General features: G+C 46.3%; 20 protein-coding genes. 9 read left to right on the top strand and 11 right to left on the bottom strand.

Annotation, left to right across the window (positions count from 1 at the left end; translation table 11 throughout):
* Positions 1-67: 67 nt before the first annotated feature.
* From OCU87_RS16875 to OCU87_RS16860, 4 genes are all read right to left on the bottom strand, one after another.
* Positions 68-1,054, bottom strand: coding sequence for a serine/threonine protein kinase (locus tag OCU87_RS16875; RefSeq protein ID WP_261857601.1), 987 nt, complete (start codon positions 1,052-1,054; stop codon positions 68-70).
* A gap of 102 nt (positions 1,055-1,156) precedes the next feature.
* On the bottom strand, positions 1,157-2,587 hold the full coding sequence (gene ccoG / locus OCU87_RS16870; RefSeq protein WP_094957146.1) for a cytochrome c oxidase accessory protein CcoG: 1,431 nt from the start codon (positions 2,585-2,587) through the stop codon (positions 1,157-1,159).
* Between the two features lie 277 nt (positions 2,588-2,864).
* Complete coding sequence (locus OCU87_RS16865) at positions 2,865-3,131, bottom strand: YihD family protein (protein WP_062690438.1); 267 nt, start codon at positions 3,129-3,131, stop codon at positions 2,865-2,867.
* 114 nt (positions 3,132-3,245) lie between these two features.
* Positions 3,246-3,419 carry a hypothetical protein gene (locus OCU87_RS16860; protein ID WP_261857600.1) on the bottom strand — a complete coding sequence of 58 codons (174 nt, stop codon included), beginning with the start codon at positions 3,417-3,419 and terminating at the stop codon, positions 3,246-3,248.
* 365 nt (positions 3,420-3,784) lie between these two features.
* Between OCU87_RS16860 and OCU87_RS16855 the strand changes: the two genes are divergently transcribed.
* From OCU87_RS16855 to trhA, 3 genes are all read left to right on the top strand, one after another.
* Entirely contained in the window at positions 3,785-4,462 is a 678-nt protein-coding gene (locus OCU87_RS16855) for a FadR/GntR family transcriptional regulator (protein ID WP_062690450.1), read from the top strand.
* A 378-nt stretch (positions 4,463-4,840) separates the two neighbouring features.
* On the top strand, positions 4,841-5,629 hold the full coding sequence (locus OCU87_RS16850; RefSeq protein WP_261857599.1) for a sporulation protein: 789 nt from the start codon (positions 4,841-4,843) through the stop codon (positions 5,627-5,629).
* A gap of 136 nt (positions 5,630-5,765) precedes the next feature.
* On the top strand, positions 5,766-6,419 hold the full coding sequence (gene trhA, locus OCU87_RS16845) for a PAQR family membrane homeostasis protein TrhA (RefSeq protein ID WP_261857598.1): 654 nt from the start codon (positions 5,766-5,768) through the stop codon (positions 6,417-6,419).
* A gap of 85 nt (positions 6,420-6,504) precedes the next feature.
* On the opposite strand, the gene OCU87_RS16840 is transcribed toward trhA, so the two are convergent.
* From OCU87_RS16840 to def, 5 genes are all read right to left on the bottom strand, one after another.
* On the bottom strand, positions 6,505-7,950 hold the full coding sequence (locus OCU87_RS16840; RefSeq protein WP_062690441.1) for a TrkH family potassium uptake protein: 1,446 nt from the start codon (positions 7,948-7,950) through the stop codon (positions 6,505-6,507).
* Positions 7,951-7,957: 7 nt separating this feature from the next.
* Complete coding sequence (gene trkA, locus OCU87_RS16835) at positions 7,958-9,334, bottom strand: Trk system potassium transporter TrkA (protein ID WP_094957141.1); 1,377 nt, start codon at positions 9,332-9,334, stop codon at positions 7,958-7,960.
* Between the two features lie 142 nt (positions 9,335-9,476).
* On the bottom strand, positions 9,477-10,754 hold the full coding sequence (rsmB, locus tag OCU87_RS16830) for a 16S rRNA (cytosine(967)-C(5))-methyltransferase RsmB (RefSeq protein ID WP_261857597.1): 1,278 nt from the start codon (positions 10,752-10,754) through the stop codon (positions 9,477-9,479).
* Between the two features lie 115 nt (positions 10,755-10,869).
* Complete coding sequence (gene fmt / locus OCU87_RS16825) at positions 10,870-11,814, bottom strand: methionyl-tRNA formyltransferase (protein ID WP_261857596.1); 945 nt, start codon at positions 11,812-11,814, stop codon at positions 10,870-10,872.
* A gap of 27 nt (positions 11,815-11,841) precedes the next feature.
* Positions 11,842-12,351 carry a peptide deformylase gene (gene def, locus OCU87_RS16820; protein WP_062690443.1) on the bottom strand — a complete coding sequence of 170 codons (510 nt, stop codon included), beginning with the start codon at positions 12,349-12,351 and terminating at the stop codon, positions 11,842-11,844.
* 317 nt (positions 12,352-12,668) lie between these two features.
* Here def and OCU87_RS16815 point away from each other — a divergent pair, with 317 nt between their 5' ends.
* The 4 genes from OCU87_RS16815 to OCU87_RS16800 are packed head-to-tail and all read left to right on the top strand — an operon-like array spanning position 12,669 to position 15,922.
* Positions 12,669-13,742 carry a LysM peptidoglycan-binding domain-containing protein gene (locus tag OCU87_RS16815; RefSeq protein ID WP_261857595.1) on the top strand — a complete coding sequence of 358 codons (1,074 nt, stop codon included), beginning with the start codon at positions 12,669-12,671 and terminating at the stop codon, positions 13,740-13,742.
* Entirely contained in the window at positions 13,739-14,839 is a 1,101-nt protein-coding gene (gene dprA / locus OCU87_RS16810) for a DNA-processing protein DprA (protein WP_062690444.1), read from the top strand. Before OCU87_RS16815 ends, dprA begins: the two co-directional genes overlap by 4 nt.
* Positions 14,836-15,309, top strand: coding sequence for a DUF494 family protein (locus tag OCU87_RS16805; protein WP_062690445.1), 474 nt, complete (start codon positions 14,836-14,838; stop codon positions 15,307-15,309). Before dprA ends, OCU87_RS16805 begins: the two co-directional genes overlap by 4 nt.
* 25 nt (positions 15,310-15,334) lie before the next feature.
* The gene (locus OCU87_RS16800) at positions 15,335-15,922 is read left to right on the top strand and encodes a DNA topoisomerase family protein (RefSeq protein ID WP_062690446.1); all 588 of its coding nucleotides are present in this window, start codon (positions 15,335-15,337) and stop codon (positions 15,920-15,922) included.
* A gap of 83 nt (positions 15,923-16,005) precedes the next feature.
* Here OCU87_RS16800 and OCU87_RS16795 read toward each other — a convergent pair whose 3' ends face one another.
* Together OCU87_RS16795 and purE are read right to left on the bottom strand one after the other, a co-directional pair.
* On the bottom strand, positions 16,006-17,118 hold the full coding sequence (locus OCU87_RS16795) for a 5-(carboxyamino)imidazole ribonucleotide synthase (protein ID WP_261857594.1): 1,113 nt from the start codon (positions 17,116-17,118) through the stop codon (positions 16,006-16,008).
* Between the two features lie 4 nt (positions 17,119-17,122).
* The gene (gene purE / locus OCU87_RS16790; protein ID WP_094958741.1) at positions 17,123-17,608 is read right to left on the bottom strand and encodes a 5-(carboxyamino)imidazole ribonucleotide mutase; all 486 of its coding nucleotides are present in this window, start codon (positions 17,606-17,608) and stop codon (positions 17,123-17,125) included.
* 198 nt (positions 17,609-17,806) lie between these two features.
* Between purE and tsaC the strand changes: the two genes are divergently transcribed.
* Complete coding sequence (gene tsaC / locus OCU87_RS16785; protein ID WP_094958746.1) at positions 17,807-18,364, top strand: L-threonylcarbamoyladenylate synthase type 1 TsaC; 558 nt, start codon at positions 17,807-17,809, stop codon at positions 18,362-18,364.
* Between the two features lie 5 nt (positions 18,365-18,369).
* The gene (gene hemF / locus OCU87_RS16780; RefSeq protein WP_261857593.1) at positions 18,370-19,275 is read left to right on the top strand and encodes an oxygen-dependent coproporphyrinogen oxidase; all 906 of its coding nucleotides are present in this window, start codon (positions 18,370-18,372) and stop codon (positions 19,273-19,275) included.
* The last annotated feature ends 45 nt before the right edge of the window (positions 19,276-19,320 follow it).

The following is a 19,320-nucleotide window of genomic DNA, read 5'->3' as shown; positions in this document are numbered from 1 at the left end:
TGGTATTGGGATTAATCCCTTGTAATTATTGATTGTTGTTACAGTGACTTATGTTGCTAAAGCTGAGCTACCATTGTGGCATAAGCTGTAAGGGAGCCTCGTGCAATGCTGCAATTTGTTCTTTAAATGACAGCACTTGCCCTTCCCAATACTTATGATCTGCAAACCATGGGAATGCCCGTGGGAATGCAGGATCTTGCCAACGTTTTGCTAGCCAAGCCATATAGTGCACCATTCTAAGACCGCGTAAAGGCTCAATTAGTTGCAGCTGATTATGATTAAAATCAGCAAACTCATTATAACCTTCAAGGATGGTATCGAGTTGGGCTAGCTGATCATTGCGATCGCCATTTAATAGCATCCACAAGTCTTGAATCGCTGGGCCGTTACGGGCATCGTCGAGGTCGACAAACATCGGCCCATCTCGCCATAAAATATTGCCAGGATGGCAATCACCGTGTAGGCGAAGAGGTTGCCAATTAGTGTGCCATTGCTGGCTAAGTTCGCCAATTAAGGTGTCAAGATCGGCAAAAAAAACATTTTTAAGGTGATCGGGAATGAAATCGGCATTTTCAAGTATTTGGCGTGGTTGATGCAGATATTCGTCTATGCCAATCGTTGGACGGTATTTAAAAGAAGAGCCTTGGCTCACTTGGTGGATACGACCAAGAAAGCGCCCGACGCCCTCTAGCTGATCAAAGTTGTCCACTTCAAACTGGCGACCACCGACACTTGGAAATAAAGCAAAGCGGTGACCTTGATAGTGGAGCAGGCTTTCACCATCAATTTTTACGGGAGCTGCAATGGGGATGTCTTGTTCAACCAGTTCATGGCTGAAATCGTGTTCTTCCTGAATTTGTTCATTGCTCCAACGCTGAGGACGGTAGAACTTGACGACATAGCGTGAGCGATCTTCAGCTTGGAACTGATAAACCCTATTTTCGTAGCTATTGAGTGCTAGGAGCCCAGACTCTGCGCGAACGCCGATGCTATCAAGCGCATCAAGTAGTAAGTCAGGAGTGAGGTCAGAAAAACTAAAGCTTTGTTGTGTCATGGGGGGGTCCACAGCCGAATGAATACGCCCAGTATATCACTAGATCAAAAAAGGACCGTTACCGGTCCTTTTGTTATCGTGCGGGTTTATCTTAAAGATAATTTAGCGTAGCTCACCAATAAATCGACTTTCGGTATGTAATGGGTCGCCAGCATCATTGGCGGTATCTTGAATAATGAAAGTGATATCAGCAATCGGTGTGGTCAGATCATAAGGGTCAACCCCAAGACTGATCGGTAAGGTATAAATTTCACCTGCAGCCACATTGACTGCTGTTGCCCCATACCATTCAACGGTTTCAAGCCCGGAAACCGACAGCTGATAAGTGCGTGCTTGTTGAGTTTTGTTCAGAATCTTTAAGGTGTAAGTATTTTCGATCAATCCTTCGTTATTTTCTCTAAAGAGCTGACTGCGATCGCGGATCACATCTAGCCCCATCGGGTTCACACTCGAAAGTAAGATAAAAAAGAGCCCCACCATGGCGACCATGACGGCACCGTAGCCAATTAATTTCGGTCGCATAACCTTGGTATGTTTACCTTCGAGTTTATGCTCTGTGGTGTAACTGATCAGGCGGCTGTCATAGCCCATACGATCCATGGTTTCATCGCAGGCATCGACACAGGCACCACAGTTGATGCATTCATACTGTAAGCCATCACGGATATCGATGCCCGTAGGGCAGACTTGTACACATAAGTTACAGTCAATACAGTCACCTAGTCCAAGCTCCTTGGGATCTTTTTTACGAGAGCGGGGTCCGCGAGCCTCACCACGTTCAACGTTATAACCCACAATGTAGGTATCTTTATCAAACATGGCTGATTGGAAGCGCGCATAAGGGCACATATGAATGCACACAATCGATCGCATCCAACCTGCGTTGGCATAAGTACATCCCGCAAAAAACAGCACCCAAAACCCTGCTGAGAAGCTGGTGCTAAAGGTGAAAAAATCAATAAACAGTGATTGAATTGGCACGAAGTAACCAACAAAAGTGAGACCCGTTAGAAGTGCAACAGCGATCCAAGCAATGTGTTTTAGGGTTTTTCTTATCAGTAATTTAGCGGTGATTTTTAGGCTGTCTTGTTTACGACGTTTGTTCGCAGCACCTTCGAGTTTCTCTTCAAACCAAATATAAATAAAGGTCCATACGGTTTGTGGGCAGAAATACCCACACCAGACTCGGCCTAAAAACGTGGTAATAAAAAATAAAGCGAAAGCCGCAATCATGAATACGGTGGCAAGTAAGGTCAGATCCTGTGGCCACAATGTGGTACCAAAAAAATTGAATTGCTGGTGGCCTATATCCAGCAAAATGGCTTGGCGGTCACCATAGGGTATCCATGGGAGCCCCATAAATAAGACCATTAACACCCACCCCATCCGTTGACGGAGTTGTTGGTAAATCCCTTTTACGGCACGAACATAAATACGATTGCTTGGGTTAAAGCGGTCGGCGTTACCTTTGTGCGTTTTGGGGTTAAATTGTTGGGGGGTGACATCCTTAATCTTGATTTTATCTTGGCTCATGACATTGCTTTCCTTGGGTGCCCACACTTTGGTGCGCCGTTTGATCAGATACGTTGCCTGATCGCTATAAATGATACGCGTATGTTATCAGCTGATTATATAACAGCCGGATTGCGGATTACTCTAGCACGGTCATAATTTCAGTTATCGGTACAGAAGAAGCGTTTTTAGGCTATAACAGAAGGAAAGTTGGCGTGGAAAAACATCAGGTGCGCTGTGATGAGACTGACAGCGAGCACCCAATGTGATTTTGCTAAGATGAGATTGTTATTTCAGGCTACTTAATAATGCCACGTGCTCGCAAAATAGCGGTTTTGAAATCATTCTCGCAATCTTTCGCTAAGCCAGGAATCATCTCTTTCTGATCACTGTTACGCATTTTTAGGTGATAGATCAGAACATCGTCGCTCAGGTCTTCAAGCTTGCCTTCAAATTTAGCTTCTTCGGCTAGCTTTAATAGGAACTCGACAAGGTTGAGTTCTGAGTGCTTTTTCCATTCAGGATGGATAAGTTCGATCAGTTCGTTAACGCGGTGGGTTTTCATTTTATCTCCACAATGAAGGCTGAATAAATTGTCATATTTTTATTGTGGATAAAGTATACCAAGATGGTTTCTGAAAGGAAGGCAACAAAGGCTGCTGCCTTGTCATCTCTTGGTTTATGCCGCTTTCTCGTTAGCACTTTTAGTCGAGGTGATGGTTTGACTTGGCATCTGATGAATGTCCGCTGACACCTGTGGTGCTGTACGCGCTTTAAAGCGTGGTGCATGAGATGTTGTACGAGACAGTGATGGGCTGCGGGTGTTCGAGCGAGCGTAAGTCATAGGGCGCATGGTTTTTACCTATAAATCAGGCACATCCGTGGCCAAGAAAGATTACAAATGGGACCAGGCTAACGGTGTGGTGAGAGGGGTTATCTTCACCGTAGTGTTTAGCGTGATACTTGCTGTTAAAAAACGCGGGTAGGATACCAACAACTATTCATATAGTCGAGTAAATTATGAACAATAGTCTCTTCATTTAGGATGAGGCTGGGTCATAAAAAAGGCAAAAACATGGATATCTGATGCAAGTGTGAAGATAAGCCGTTTCACCATGCAGGCTTTGTGGTCTAATTGCGCCGTATTAGGCATATCAATATTGATAGGTCATGAAATAAATTGGCAACTATTATAAAAAGAGCCTTTGAGGGGGAATGATGGAGCGAGATCAGCAACGGTTAGTGACTAGCCGGAACTTGTCGTATCGATTAGCTGAATCAATCGGTCAGCGTATTTTAAAAGGTGAAACGCCACCGGGAGATATTTTACCGGGTGAAGTTGAGCTGGGTGAAATGTATGGCGTCAGCCGAACCGCAGTACGTGAAGCGATTAAAATGCTGGCAGCGAAAGGCATGGTATTACCGCGTCCGCGTATTGGTACTCGTGTATTACCAAAGCGTAACTGGAACTATCTGGATCAAGATTTATTAGCATGGCTCGACTTCAATGATTCGGGTGAGCTTATTGAAGAATTTCAACGTGTACGGTTAACCCTAGAGCCAGAAGCGGCGGCTTGTACCGCGATCAATGCGAGTGATGCTGATCGTGATGAGCTTGCATCATTGGTGCTTGAAATGCATAAGCTCGGTGAGCAATTTGATCAAGAGCGATGGATTGCGGTTGATACCCGTCTTCACCAACTGATTTACTTTGCTTCTGGTAATCATTTTATTAGCCCATTTGGAAATTTATTCAAGGCTGTATTTGAAAGCTATTTCCGCATTATTACGCGGGATAGAATGCTGAAGTTGGAACTTCATCAGAATGTAGTTGATGCGATTTTAGCGCGAGACCCTGAAGCTGCTCGCCAAGCAACCATTGAGCTACTTAAGTAATAAGAAATACCCTACAGACGGAGCGTTACCCCGCGTGTCAGACGCTCCGTTTTCTTTTGGTGTTCGCTACATCTCTCGTAAAGTCGAGTTTCTCCCCCTATTTTTTATTGTCGATGACTCGTTATTTATGTGGGTACTTATCCGCTCAATTTAACGCCAATGTTGTTATTTCTCTGCCTTATTTTCTACTTTTTAAAGCCTCTGTCGGAATTCTCTAATCGCTCAAATAGTCAGTAGTGGAATTGACTTGCGATTTGATCTCGGACTGTACAAGATAGAGTCAACGTATCTTAAGCCTACTGGTTTTTAACTGTTTATTTGCACCATCGATAGCGCCAAGCTAATGGCCAGTATTGATGCAATGCGCAAGGAGGATGCATGTCTTTATTTCGAAAAAGTCTCGCGAGTTTTGGCATTGGCGCTGCTAAAGTCGATACAATTTTACCTCATGATGTTTTGATCCCAGGCCAACCGCTGCCAATTGAAATTCGCGTTCAAGGTGGGGCAACCGAACAGCAAATTGATAATATTCATTTATCTTTATGCTGCCGTTATCTTGATGAGGTGGCGACTGGCCGTGGCGACAGTGATCAGCGTAAAGAAAAAATACCGCAAATTTGTAAGTTGGCCGAATGGTCATTACCCGAAGCTTTTGTGATTGGAGTGCAGGAAGAGCGTCAATTTTCATTTACTTTCGACCTTCCATTTAATACGCCCGTTACGATTGGTGATGCTCAAGTGTGGCTTGATACCTCATTAGATATTGCGCTTGCGATTGATCCTAAAGATAAAGACACCTTAACCGTGCGTCCCGAGCCTTTGATGGATGGGGTGTTTACGGCTTTAGAGCAAGCAGGCTTGCGTATTCGTCAGGTGGAATGTGAAGCTGCCAAAGGTTTTGCGTTGCCATTTGTACAAGAATTTGAATTTGTGCCTGTTTCTGGACCATTCCACGGTCGCTGGCGAGAGCTTGAAGTGGTGGCCTACCGTGATGAACAAGGTTTGCAATTGTGGTTTGAAGTGGATCGTCGTTTAAAAGGTGTGTCTGGTATGTTGGCGGGGTTCTTAGGGCGTGGTGAATTAAAACGCGAATTACAGATTAGCGCTGATTGTTCTCCTGAATCTGCGGGTGAGCAAGTTGTCGCCTTCCTTGATGAGACCACTTAGTGATAGTGACGTTGTGGATTATAACTTGGGCGCTGAGTGTTAAAATGATGATAAATGCATTTCAGCGTACAAGTGTAAGCTAAGTTGTGCGATACTGCTCTTTAGCTGAGTTTTAACTCTATTAGGAGCGACAACAATGAATAAAAGTGCCGGCCCACAGTATTCGGTAGCAGAAGAGATTGCCAACAGTGTGAGTCATGGCCTTGGTATGCTATTTGGGATTGTAGGGTTAGTTTTGCTGCTGGTGCAGGCGAATAATCTGAATGCTGATACCATGAGTATTGCGAGTTTAAGCGTCTATGGCGGCAGTATGATCCTGCTGTATTTGGCTTCGACTTTGTATCATGCTATCACACTAGAAAAAGCCAAGCGTGTACTGAAAACCCTAGATCACTGTGCGATTTACTTATTGATCGCGGGTACCTATACCCCATTTTTGTTGATCACATTACGTACCCCACTCGCCATGACATTAATGGCGGTGATTTGGGGGTTAGCGTTACTGGGTATTGCCCTTAAAATTATGTTTGTATACCGCTTTAAAAAGCTATCGCTGGCAACTTATTTGGTGATGGGGTGGTTAGCGCTGATTGCGGTGTATCAGTTGTCTTTGTCCTTAGCAACAGGCGGTCTTGTCTTGCTAGGGCTTGGCGGGGTGATTTACTCGCTGGGTGTGGTGTTCTACGTGAATAAGCGCATTCCTTACAATCATGCGATTTGGCATTTGTTTGTATTAGGTGGCACGATTTGTCATTTCTTCGCGATTTACTTATATGTAAAACCGATCTAATCAAGCTTAATAAGCAATAAAAAACGGCGCTGATGAGCGCCGTTTTTGTATCTTTTGGTTCGTGATTCTCAGGACCTGTGCAGGACTAATCTCGCCAAAATGCGGGGAAGAACACCACTAATACCGTTAATATCTCTAAACGCCCCATCAACATGCCGAAGCTCAGTACCCATTTTGCTGCATCGGGTAATGTCGCAAAGTTCCCTGTTGGGCCGATAATATTGCCCATCCCTGGTCCTACGTTCGCAACTGCTGTGACCGCGCCTGTAATGCTGGTTACGGGATCCAGTCCGAGCATGCCTAAAATCGCAGCTACCACAACTATCGTAATAATAAACGTCAATGCAAAGGCCACAACAGAACGTACGATACCATCCGTGACAGGACGGCCATTGTAGCGCTGGATAAACACCCCTGATGGGTGGATCAATTGCATCATTTGCTTACGCAGTAAGGCAAAAGCCACTTGGAAACGGAAGATTTTAATGCCGCCAGCCGTGGAGCCTGAACAACCGCCCACCAGCATAATGAAGGCAAACACAATCGCAGGGAATGGACCCCAGTTGGTAAAGTCATCTAAGCCAAAGCCTGTGGTGGTGACCACTGAAATGATGTTGAACAGCGAAACACGGAAGGCATCGGCAAACGTATAGTCTTTATCAAGCGTGAGCCATATTGCGACCAATAACCCGGCACCAAAGACCAACAGGGTAAATCCGCGTACTTGTGCATCATTGAATAAAGCGGTCGCACTTTTCTTTCTCAACATCTGAACGAACAATAAGAAAGGTAAGCCGCCAGCAAACATGAAGATGATCGCTACCCAATGCGCGGCATTGGAGAAGTGGTTCATCGAGCCATCAGAGGTGGAATAACCGCCGGTCGATAATGTTGTGAAGGCGTGGTTGATGGCATCAAAGGTATTCATCCCCGCCAGCATGTAACCGACCACGCAAAGACCCGTTAGGATCAAGTACACATTCACAATGTTTTTGGCGACATTTTTGGTACGCGGTGAGCTTTTATCGGACCAATCTGATGATTCCGTTTGGAACAGCCGCATCCCACCGACGTTGAGCATCGGCAAGATGGCAACCCCCATCACGATGAAGCCGACACCGCCAAGCCATTGTAGCGTTGACCGCCACAATAGAATGCTCGGTGCCATATCATCGAGGCCACTGAGTACCGTTGAACCTGTGGTGGTGATCCCTGACATGGTTTCAAAATAGGCATCGGTGAAACTGATATGATTGATGAACACAAAGGGCAGCGCGGCAAAAGCGCTGGCGATGGTCCAAACCAAGGTGGTGATCAGAAACATATCGCGCACCCCGAGTTTAAACTCGTTGGTACGGCCAAAGGTGAGGCATAGGAAGGCCACCACATGAGTGATGATCACCGCTGTGGCAAAATCAATAAAGCCACCAGTGCCGGTAAAAAACGCCACTAAAGTAGGGACGTACATGAAGAGGGCGATCTTCGATAAGACCAACCCAATCACGAATAAGATAGGACGGTAATTAACCATAAATACTTTACAAGAAGAACGGACTTGGTTGGAACAAGCGTTCAACATCTGGGATATATTTCTTATCAACCAAGAACATCACTACGTGATCGTCTTGTTCAATAACCGTTCTGTCATGGCCGATCAATACTTCTTCGCCACGAACAATGGCACCAATAGTGGTACCCGGTGGTAGCTTAATGTCACTGATAGCGCGTCCCACGACTTTTGATGTACTGGCATCACCATGGGCAATGGCTTCAATCGCTTCTGCCGCCCCACGACGGAGTGACGATACATTGACAATATCCGCTCGACGGACATGGGTGAGTAAGGCTGAAATAGTGGCTTGTTGCGGGGAAATCGCAATATCAATCGTACCACCTTGTACCAAATCAACGTAAGCGCCACGCTGAATAAGCACCATGACTTTTTTGGCGCCCATACGTTTGGCCAGCATCGCTGACATGATATTCGCTTCATCATCATTGGTTACGGCAATGAAAACATCAATTTGTTCGATGTGCTCTTCGCTGAGGAGCTCTTGATCTGACGCATCACCACAAAACACGATAGTGTTCTCTAGCATTTCTGATAGGTTTTCAGCACGGTTAGGGTTTCGCTCTATCAGCTTGACGCTGTAGGTTTGCTCTAAACGTCGTGCCAACCCTGCCCCAATGTTGCCGCCACCGACAATCATCAACCGTTTGTACGGCTTTTCAAGGCGCTGAAGTTCACTCATGACGGAGCGAATATGGTTGCTGGCTGCGACAAAGAACACTTCATCATCGGCTTCAATAATCGTGGTACCTTGTGGGCGAATAGGACGACCTTGGCGGAAAATGGCAGCGACACGAGTATCAACATGCGGCATGTGCTCGCGTAGTGCTGACAAGGCATTCCCCACAAGTGGACCACCGTAGTAGGCTTTAACTGCGACAAGGCCAACTTTATCTTCCGCAAAACCAACAACCTGTAACGCACCTGGGTACTCGATTAATCGCTCGATATAACCTGTTACCAGTTCTTCTGGTGCAATAAGGTGATCGACAGGAACAGCATCGGATTGGAATAGCTGTTCTTTTTCTTTCAGGTATTCAGGTGAGCGAATACGCGCCACACGGTTTGGGGTATTAAATAAAGAGAAGGCAATTTGACAGGCGATCATGTTGGTTTCGTCAGAATTGGTGACGGCAACCAGCATATCAGCATCTTGTGCACCTGCATCACGCAAGGTTTTTGGGTGGCTAGCAAAACCTTGTACGACACGAAGATCGTACTTGTCTTGCAGCTCCCGCAGACGCTCTGGGTCTTTATCAACGATAGTAATATCGTTGTTTTCACCCACAAGGTTTTCTGCGAGTGTGCCCCCGACCTGACCGGCTCCGAGGATGATTATTTTCATAGCATTCGCCTGACTGAGTTTCTCTAAATTGGCACAAAGGCACGTATGTGCCCCGTTCTAATATTGACGTAGCTTACTCCGATTTTTAAATCAGGCTAGATTGAAATAGCCTGATTGTTCTCGTTTCAGCGTTAGATGGCTGTTATTGCTTCTTCAATACGGCGTAGTAGAAGCCATCCATTTGTTCTTCACCTGGTAGGATTTGACGACCAGGGTTGGTCGGATCGCTATCCATTAACGTCGCGTCAGCGGTGCGGCCTAAGAAGGCTTTTACTTGCTCGCTGTTTTCTTGCGGAGTGATAGAACAGGTTGCGTATACCAAGGTGCCGCCTGATTTGAGTTGCAGCCACATTGCATCAAAAATTTCAGCTTGTAGTTCGGCTAATGCTGCAATGTCATCAGCACGGCGTAGCCACTTGATGTCTGGGTGGCGACGAATAACACCGGTTGCTGAACACGGCGCATCGAGTAAGATGCGGTCAAATTTCTCACCTTGCCACCAATCGCTTGGGTAGCGCGCATCGGCACACAAAACTTGAGCGGTTAGATTTAAACGTTCAAGGTTCTCGTGTACACGTGATAGGCGGTGCTCATCACAGTCAATGGCCACCACTTGGGTATCGGGTTGACGCTCCATAATATGCGCGGTTTTGCCACCGGGTGCAGCGCAGCAATCTAGGATCAATTCGCCAGCTTGAGGTTGTAAGTATTCAACCGCCAATTGTGCCGCTGCATCTTGAACGGATACCCAACCGTCAGCAAACCCTGGCAGTTGTGTAACATCGCAAGGTTTTAACAGGCGCAGTGCATCACCTGCTTGTGGGTGCAATTCTGTGGCAATACCTTCGTTGTCTAGCAGGACTCGGTATTCATCACGGGTATTGTGTTGGCGATTCACACGTAGCCACATTGGTGCTTTGGTGTTGTTTGCTTCAACAATCGCTTCAAGTTGTTCAGGGTAGCTCGCCTTAAGCAGCTTTAGTAACCAGCTAGGGTGGCCATAACGACCCGCATCATGGCTGATTGATTGAGCATCTAGTGCTTCTTGTTGACGTTGATAGTTACGCAAAATAGCGTTTATCAAGCCACGAAGTTGCGGCTTTTTCAGTGTTTTAGTGGCATCAACCGTTTCAGCAACAGCGGCATGTGCGGGAATACGCATGTGACCGAGTTGATAAAGACCCACTAAAATAAGGTGATGGAAAACCCGTTGTTTGCCTTTCAGTGGTTTGTCCATTAGGTGGTTAGTAATGGACTCTAATCGCGGTAACCAGCGCAGTACGCCATAACAAATCTCCTGCAATAGTGCTTGGTCTCGCTCTCTCACTTCTTGTTGAGCAGCAGGGAGTACGTTGGAAAGGGATTGGCCCTGATCAACAACCTGATAGATAACTTTGGCTGCAGCGGCTCTTACATTCATTCGGATTTTCCTGAAATTCTTTTAACGTTAATACTGGAAGGTATTAAGCGCGATAGTGTTGCGTATTTTCTATTTGGATAGAAAAGAAAAGCCAGTGCAAGCACTGGCTTTCGCATTACAAAACGGTGCCGGGCTCAAACCATTCACGGCGAGAGTTCAGCAAATCTTGGCTTTGCATCGCTTTCTTACCGGGTGGTTGTAGCTCTATCAGGCGTAGTGCGCCTTTACCTGTTGCAACCACAATGCCGTGCTTGTCTGCAGATAGAACCGTACCAGCGGGCTTACCTTGATTATCGGCTTCCACAGCTGTGCGCCAAACTTTTACGTTTTGCTCTGCCACGGTGAAGTAGCTCATTGGCCAAGGGTTAAAAGCGCGAACGCAACGTTCAATCGCTTCAGCATCCATGGTCCAATCGATTTTTGCTTCTTCTTTGCTTAGCTTTTTCGCGTAGTTAGCCAGTTCATCATTTTGTTTCACTGGTACTGCTTTGCCTTCTGCAATATCACCAAGGCAGTCAATTAATGCATCAGGACCCAGTTCAGCAAGCTTGTTGTACATGCTTGCGCTGGTGTCTGTTGCTTCAATTGGTAGGGTTGCAATGCTTAGCATATCGCCAGTATCTAGGCCAATATCCATCTGCATGATGGTAACGCCTGTTTCGGCATCTCCCGCCCAGATCGAACGTTGGATTGGTGCCGCACCACGCCAGCGCGGTAAAATTGAGCCATGAACATTGATACAACCCAGTTTTGGGGTATCCAATACGGCTTGCGGTAATAGCAAACCGTACGCAACCACAACCATTAAGTCTGCATTCAAATCGGTCAGCGCTTGCTTGGCTTCATCTGATTTGAAGTTTTCTGGTTGGTATACGGGAATGTCATGTTCAAGCGCTAGTGCTTTTACTGGGCTCGCCGTTAGCTTTTTACCACGACCCGCAGGGCGGTCAGGTTGAGTATAAACGGCAATAACTTCATGCTGTGAAGACAACAACGCCGCCAGATGACGGGCGGCGAAGTCTGGCGTACCAGCAAAAACGATTTTCAAAGGTTTGCTCAAGGTAGCGTCCTTAAAGGTTTTGGCTTATTAGTTCTTTTCGTTAAAGCGTTTGATTTTCGTTAGCTTGTCTTGAATACGCTTACGCTTCAGTGGCGATAGGTAATCAACAAACAGCTTTCCTGCTAAATGGTCTAATTCATGTTGAACACAAATTGCCAGCAGATCATCAGCTTCAAACGAGAACGGGTTGCCATCGCGATCAAGCGCGTTGACTGATACTTCGGCTGCACGAGAAACTAAAGCACGAGCGCCCGGAACAGAAAGACAACCTTCTTCGATACCATCTTCACCGCGTTTTTCGGTGATTTCAGGATTAATCAGTACCATGGGTTGATCGCGTTCTTCGGAGATATCAATCACCACGATGCGTTGGTGAACATCAACTTGCGTGGCTGCTAGACCGATACCTTCTTCGTCGTACATGGTTTCAATCATGTCATCGACAATTTTTTGGATCTCAGGGGTAACGGCTTCAACTGGCTTAGCGACAGTGCGCAGGCGATCATCTGGGAATGTTAATACTTGCAATAAAGACATAGGTACTCGAAAAGTGAACAGTGCCGAAAAATAATTTGTTCTAATTCTAGTCATTTTAACGATCAAATAACAGCATCGGTGATGAATGTTCAATATCAGCAGTTCGCTGTAAAGCTAAGTACACAGTTTTCGGTAAGTTCAACACCCTTAGTGCGTGTTGTTGCAAAGGGTAAATTGAAAGCGTGAAGTCAGTCGAAAAGCGATTGTTAGCCAAAATAAGAAGATAGACACTGAACGTCTGCCGCTGTCACGCTGGACGACAACTATAGGCAAACAGCTTGCCGGATAACGAATCTGTGTAGTGCAAGGATGGCATCATGAAGCCCCTCTCTTTTCTTTTTTCGTGCGTGCTAACTGCCGTGGTGTGTATTCAACCTGGCTGGGCGAGCAACACGAGTAATAATATTGTTTTGAATGAAAATATCCCAGACGTGTACACCGTAAAGAAAGGTGACACCTTGTGGGATATTTCTAATCATTTTCTCGCGACACCTTGGCTATGGCCAAAACTGTGGCAAGCTAACCCTGAAATTGAAAATCCCCACCTAATTTATCCTGGCGATAAATTGTATTTAGTGTGGGTTGATGGTCAGCCGCGCTTACAACGTAAACCATCAAAAATAGTCAAAGTATCGCCCGAGATTAAAGTGATCCGTTCCCCGATTACGACATTACAATCATCACTGGTACTGCCTTATTTAGAAGAACACCGCTTGTTGTCAGATGCCGCGTTAGCGGATGCGCCGCGTGTTTTAGGGAGTGATGATCAACGTAAACAGCTGTCTGCGGGTGATATTGTGTGGGCAGATACAGTGTTACCGCTTGGTGAGGAATGGTGGGTTTATCGTCCCGTCGAAACGTATACACGTAAAGGCAGTAAGCCAGTCACAGTGCTAAAAGAAGTGGCAAAGATGAAGGTGAATGCGCAGCAAGCCGAAACCAGCACCCTTGAATTGCAGTCGTATCGTCAAGAGATCAATTTGAATGACGTGTTATTACCCGCGCCAGCCTTAGGTGCTAGCTCGGAGTTATTTTTTGTACCTGCTACGCCACCCGTCGGTGTTAAAGCGCAAGTGATGGGGGCGATCGGTGGCCAATCGTACATTGCGACGTCTGAAGTTGTGGTATTAGATAAAGGCCATTTAGATTCGCTTCAGGCGGGCCACGTGTTGCAATTACATCACCCTGTGACAGAGATTGAAGGTAAAAAAGGGAGTTATGACTATAAACGCTCCTCTTATACTGGAAAGCAGTTTCAACTTGCCCCTCGAGGTATTGGCGAGGTGATGGTTATTCGTGCCTATGAAGCTTTTAGTTTGGCGATTGTCTTGCGCAGTTCTGAGCCATTTAGTTCTGGCGTTTCGGCGCTATCACCTCAATCTACACCATGAATAGTCTGGAAGACTGGCTTGCACTCACTGCCGTTCCTGGCGTTGGTGGTGTAAAAGTCAGTCGTTTATTACAACATGGTACGCCAACGCAATTGCGTGCCATGTCGACAGAACAGTTACAGACATTCGGCTTATCCCTTTCTCAAATATCAGCCTTTCGTACTCCTCTTCAAGCGCAGATTGATCGTTGCCTTTGGTGGGCCGACCATCAAGATAATACGATCCTGACTATCGATTCCCCCTATTATCCTGCTTTACTCAAGCAAATTGCTGCCGCGCCTCCAGTCTTATTTGTGAGTGGTCAAGTGGAATACCTGAGTGCACCTCAGCTTGCTATTGTGGGGAGTCGCTCTGCCAGTATTGACGGGCGTGAATCAGCCTATGAGTTTGCTGGTGCCTTGGTTGCGGCCAATTATGTGGTAACCAGTGGCTTGGCGTTAGGGGTTGATGGTCAAGCGCATCATGGCGCATTAAAGCATGGTGGTGCGACAATTGCCGTTTTGGGAGCAGGCCTGTCACAGGTCTATCCTGCTCGTCATCGTGATTTAGCCGCTAAGATAAAAGAGCAAGGGGCGTTAGTTTCTGAGTTCTGGCCAGATGAAAAACCACGCCCGCAAAACTTTCCTCGGCGTAACCGAGTGATCAGTGGCTTGTCGGTGGGCGTATTAGTTGTAGAGGCCGCAGAAAAAAGTGGTTCTTTGATTACGGCGCGTTATGCCTTAGAGCAAGGGCGAGATGTTTTTGCTCTACCAGGTTCGATCCGTAACCCTGAAAGTAGAGGCTGTAACGCATTAATAAAATCGGGTGCTAAATTGGTAGAAACCCCGGTCGATATCTTTGAGGAGGTAGGTGCACTGACAGAGTGCGCAATAAATAGTCAATTAAGCAAAACTCTGCCACAGGGTGAAGATCAGCAATTGCCATTTCCCGCCTTGTTGGCTACCGTAGGCAATGAAGCAACACCCGTAGATGTGGTTGCTGAACGTAGTGAACAACCCGTGCATGAAGTTATGATGCAATTATTAGAGCTAGAATTGCTTGGGTTTGTTACCTCAGTACCCGGTGGCTATATCAGAACGAGGAGGGGCAAGTCATGATGGATATCTTAATGTACCTGTTTGAAACCTATATACACAGCGATGCAGAGCTGTTGGTTGATCAGGAAGAACTATCCGATGAGCTACTTCGAGCGGGCTTTCATCAAGAAGACATATACAAAGCACTATCTTGGTTAGAAAAGCTGGCTGCGCTACAAGAAACTGAACAGAACCCGTACATGAATACCAGTGCGGTGACGTCAATTCGAATTTATACCCCACAAGAGATGACACGTCTTGATGTCGAGTGTCGTGGCTTTCTAATTTACCTAGAGCAGATTCATGTTCTGAGTGCTGATACTCGTGAGATGGTGATTGACCGAGTAATGGAGCTTGAAACGAATGAATTTATTCTGGATGACCTTCAATGGATTATCTTAATGGTGCTTTTCAATGCGCCAGGTAACGAAAGTGCTTACAGCCAAATGGAAGAGCTGTTGTATGGCATGGAAGATGGCTACATTCACTAATTAGCGAACGGCAGTATCAATCATCATGTCTGGTAAAATTGACCAAGAACTTTTTACGACTCACGAGCACGCGTTAACGCACCAAGCCTGCCCTGAGTGTGGTAATGAGCTAACCATGCGCTTTGGTAAGCGAGGTCCATTTTTGGGCTGTAGCCAATACCCAAACTGTGAATTTATTCAGCCGCTTCATCAAAATGATGGTCATATTGTTAAACATTTAGGTAAGCCTTGCCCTGAATGTAATGATGAGCTTGTATTGCGACAAGGCCGTTATGGGATGTTTATTGGGTGTTTAAATTACCCTACCTGTCACCATATCGAGCCGCTTGAAAAAAAAGCGGAAGAAACGCATATTGCCTGCCCAAGTTGTCATAAGGGAGCGTTAACTGAGCGTAAGTCTCGTTATGGCAAAATGTTCTTTGCTTGCGATCAATTTCCAACGTGCCGTTTTGCGGTTAACCATAAACCCATCATGGGGCGCTGTCAGTTATGCGGCTACGGTTTGCTGATTGAGAAGAAATTAGCGAGTGGTATTAAACTGCAATGCGCTGATCGTAAATGCCATGCATACCAAGATGCTGTAGAGCCTGAGCATCGCGAGCCTGCAGAGTAAGTACAGACGTGAGCAGATAAAAAAGCCAGCATTGATGCTGGCTTTTGTCGTTTAGGGCGAGACAGAGTGCTCGTCTTTTTTATCTAAAGCGATAGTGCTGGAAATGCCGTGCTATCAAGCTGCTGGCTGAGAGCTTGTAATTTATTAACCAGCGCTTCAGGTGTAGGGGCACACACATTGATATGTCCCATTTTTCGCCCCGCTCGCTTTTCTTTGCCGTACCAGTGAACATGGCAACCTGCTTCGGTCAGCACGCTTTTAGGTAAAGTATCTTCACCTAAAATATTGATCATTGCCGTTGGCCGAATCAAGTCTGTGCTCCCCAGGGGTAAGCCACAAACGGCACGTAAATGGTTTTCAAATTGACAGGTTTCAGCACCTTGCTGCGTCCAGTGGCCTGAGTTATGAACGCGAGGGGCAATTTCATTAACCAGTAGCTCACCATCAAGGTCAAAAAACTCAAGGGCTAATACGCCGACATAATCAAGGCTCTCAGCGACAGCGGTAAACATGTGCTTTGCTTGTGCTTGTAGTGCTTCTTCGTTAATTGCAGTCGATAGACTTAATACACCATTGGTATGCACATTTTCCGCGAGTGGATAGACGGAAACAGATCCATCTTTGCCACGTGCACCAACCAGTGATACTTCGCGATTAAAGGGTACAAATTCTTCAGCGACAATAGCTTGAGTTGGTGTCGCGGCAATGCACTGTGCCATTTCATCCCACATGGTATCCATCTGAGCGGGATCTTTTAAACGCCACTGTCCTTTGCCATCGTAACCACCAAGCGCACTTTTTAATACCATAGGCAGGCCTACATGTTGGACTGCAGCATCAAAATCGGCACGGTTATTGATAACGTAATATTTGGCATTGCGCACTTTTGCACTATCAAGTAATGCTTTTTCTATTCGGCGATCGCCTCCGGCTTTAATCGCATCAGTGGTTGGCAGGAACTTACCACTTTGCTCACACACATCAAGGATATGGTGCGGGATATGCTCAAACTCAGCAGTGATGACATCGGCACGCGCAATGGCTGCTTCTAATCCTTGGCCTATCACCACTTGCGTTAGTGGGTGAACGATATTTTCACTGCCCACATCAAACGCAGAGATCTCAATATTCAGTGGAGCACCTGCTAATGACATCATACGAGCGAGCTGACCTGCGCCTAAAACCAGTACGTGCATGTGTTTAGTCCTCTGCTGGGTTTGGATTCGCAAGAACGGTTTCGGTTTGTTCGCTGCGGAACGCTTCTACTTTTGCCATCACTTCTTCATCGTGCGTGCCAATGATTTGTGCGGCCAAAATGCCGGCATTTGCGGCGCCTGCTTCACCAATGGCTAAGGTACCAACCGCAATACCTTTTGGCATTTGAACGATAGACAGTAATGAGTCCATGCCCTTCAGAGCGCGTGATTGCACGGGAACACCAAGTACAGGTAGGCTGGTAAATGCCGCAGCCATTCCAGGAAGATGAGCGGCTCCGCCTGCGCCTGCGATGATGACTTTGATCCCGCGTTCTTTAGCACTGTTGGCGTAATCAGCAAGAAGTTGAGGAGTACGGTGAGCAGAAACTACTTTTGTTTCATAAGGCACATTGAAGCGATCTAGCATTTCAGCGGCATGTTGCATGGTTGGCCAGTCAGATTTCGAACCCATGATAATTCCAACTTTCATTCCGATCTCCTGTTGATAACTTAAAACGTCGCAAATAATACGTGTTGGCCGCATTATACGGTGATTTTAAACGAAGGAAAACGTTTGCGTCGGTGTATTTGTCTCATTGTATTACCGTCATGGAGTTGCTTGCTCAGAGTGGGTAAACTAGTAAATAGGAAGTTAAATGATAATCAGCTAAATAATAATGAGGGTGACGTGGAAAATTTTGCGCAAGTGATCACCGCACTGCAACAGGGAGAGGTTATCGCCTACCCGACTGAAGCTGTCTTTGGCGTGGGCTGTGACCCCGACAATGAGCCAGCAGTTATGAAATTGCTCGATATTAAGCAACGTCCAATAGAAAAAGGTCTGATTTTAATAGCCGCAGATTATGACCAGCTGTTGCCTTACATTGATGATAGCCAGTTATCACCAGCTCAGCGTCAGAAAATTAAAGCGACATGGCCGGGACCTGTGACTTGGGTTATGCCTACCAAAGCGAGCGTGCCTAGTTATTTGACAGGGCAATTTTCAACAATTGCTGTTCGAGTAACGGATCACCCGTTGGTTCAACAATTATGCCGAGAATTTGGTAAACCCATCACTTCAACCAGCGCTAATCTGTCAGGCCAAGAGCCGGGACGAACAGCTGCCGAAGTTGAATTACAACTCGGTCATTGTTTACCTGCTATTTTGCAGGGGGAAACAGGTGGTCGTGATAACCCATCTGAAATTCGTGATGCGATCACAGGTAATGTTTTTCGCCAAGGATAGAGAGCATGCAAACAGTAGATAAAGCCGCAGTTAAAGCCTTTTTACTCGATCTTCAAGACCGAATTTGCCGGGCGATTGAAGTGCAAGATGGTCAAGCGACCTTTGAACAAGACGAATGGCTGCGTGAACAAGGTGGCGGTGGTCGTAGCCGAGTGATGCGAGGAGGGGCAGTCTTCGAGCAAGGGGGCGTGAATTTCTCTCATGTCTTTGGGACTAAAATGCCAGCCTCAGCGACTGCACATCGCCCAGAATTAGCAGGTCGTAGCTTTGAAGCTATGGGCGTGTCATTGGTTATCCACCCAAATAACCCATATGTACCGACCTCACATGCAAACGTTCGATTTTTTATTGCTGAAAAGGAAGGTGAAGCACCGGTATGGTGGTTTGGCGGTGGTTTTGACCTAACCCCATTCTATCCTTTTGAAGAAGACTGTCAGCATTGGCATGATACGGCAAAAACCTTGTGCCAACCATTTGGTGATCAGGTGTATGCCGAGCATAAAGCATGGTGTGATAAATACTTCTATCTACCCCACCGTGATGAAACGCGTGGTGTCGGAGGCTTGTTCTTCGATGATTTGAATGAATGGGGTTTTGAGAAGAGTTTTGATTACATGCAAGCTGTCGGGAATGGCTACATTGATGCGTACCTCCCTATCGTTAAAAAGCGTCACACCCTACCCTTCGGTGAACGCGAGCGTGAGTTCCAGCTTTATCGACGTGGTCGCTATGTTGAATTTAACTTAGTTTATGATCGCGGCACCCTATTTGGTTTGCAAAGTGGCGGTCGTACCGAGTCGATCTTAATGTCAATGCCGCCATTAGCGCGTTGGGAATATAGCTACCAACCAGAAGCGGATTCTGCAGAAGCCAAGTTATACCAAGAGTATTTAAAACCACGATCTTGGTAAACGAACTGTTTGAGCTTCCATAGATGCAGTGTTAGGGTCGAATGA

Source organism: Photobacterium sanguinicancri (genome assembly GCF_024346675.1).
GTDB lineage: Bacteria > Pseudomonadota > Gammaproteobacteria > Enterobacterales > Vibrionaceae > Photobacterium > Photobacterium sanguinicancri.
The sequence above is the reverse complement of the archived record's forward strand: the minus strand, read 5'-3'. Positions and strand labels throughout refer to the sequence as shown.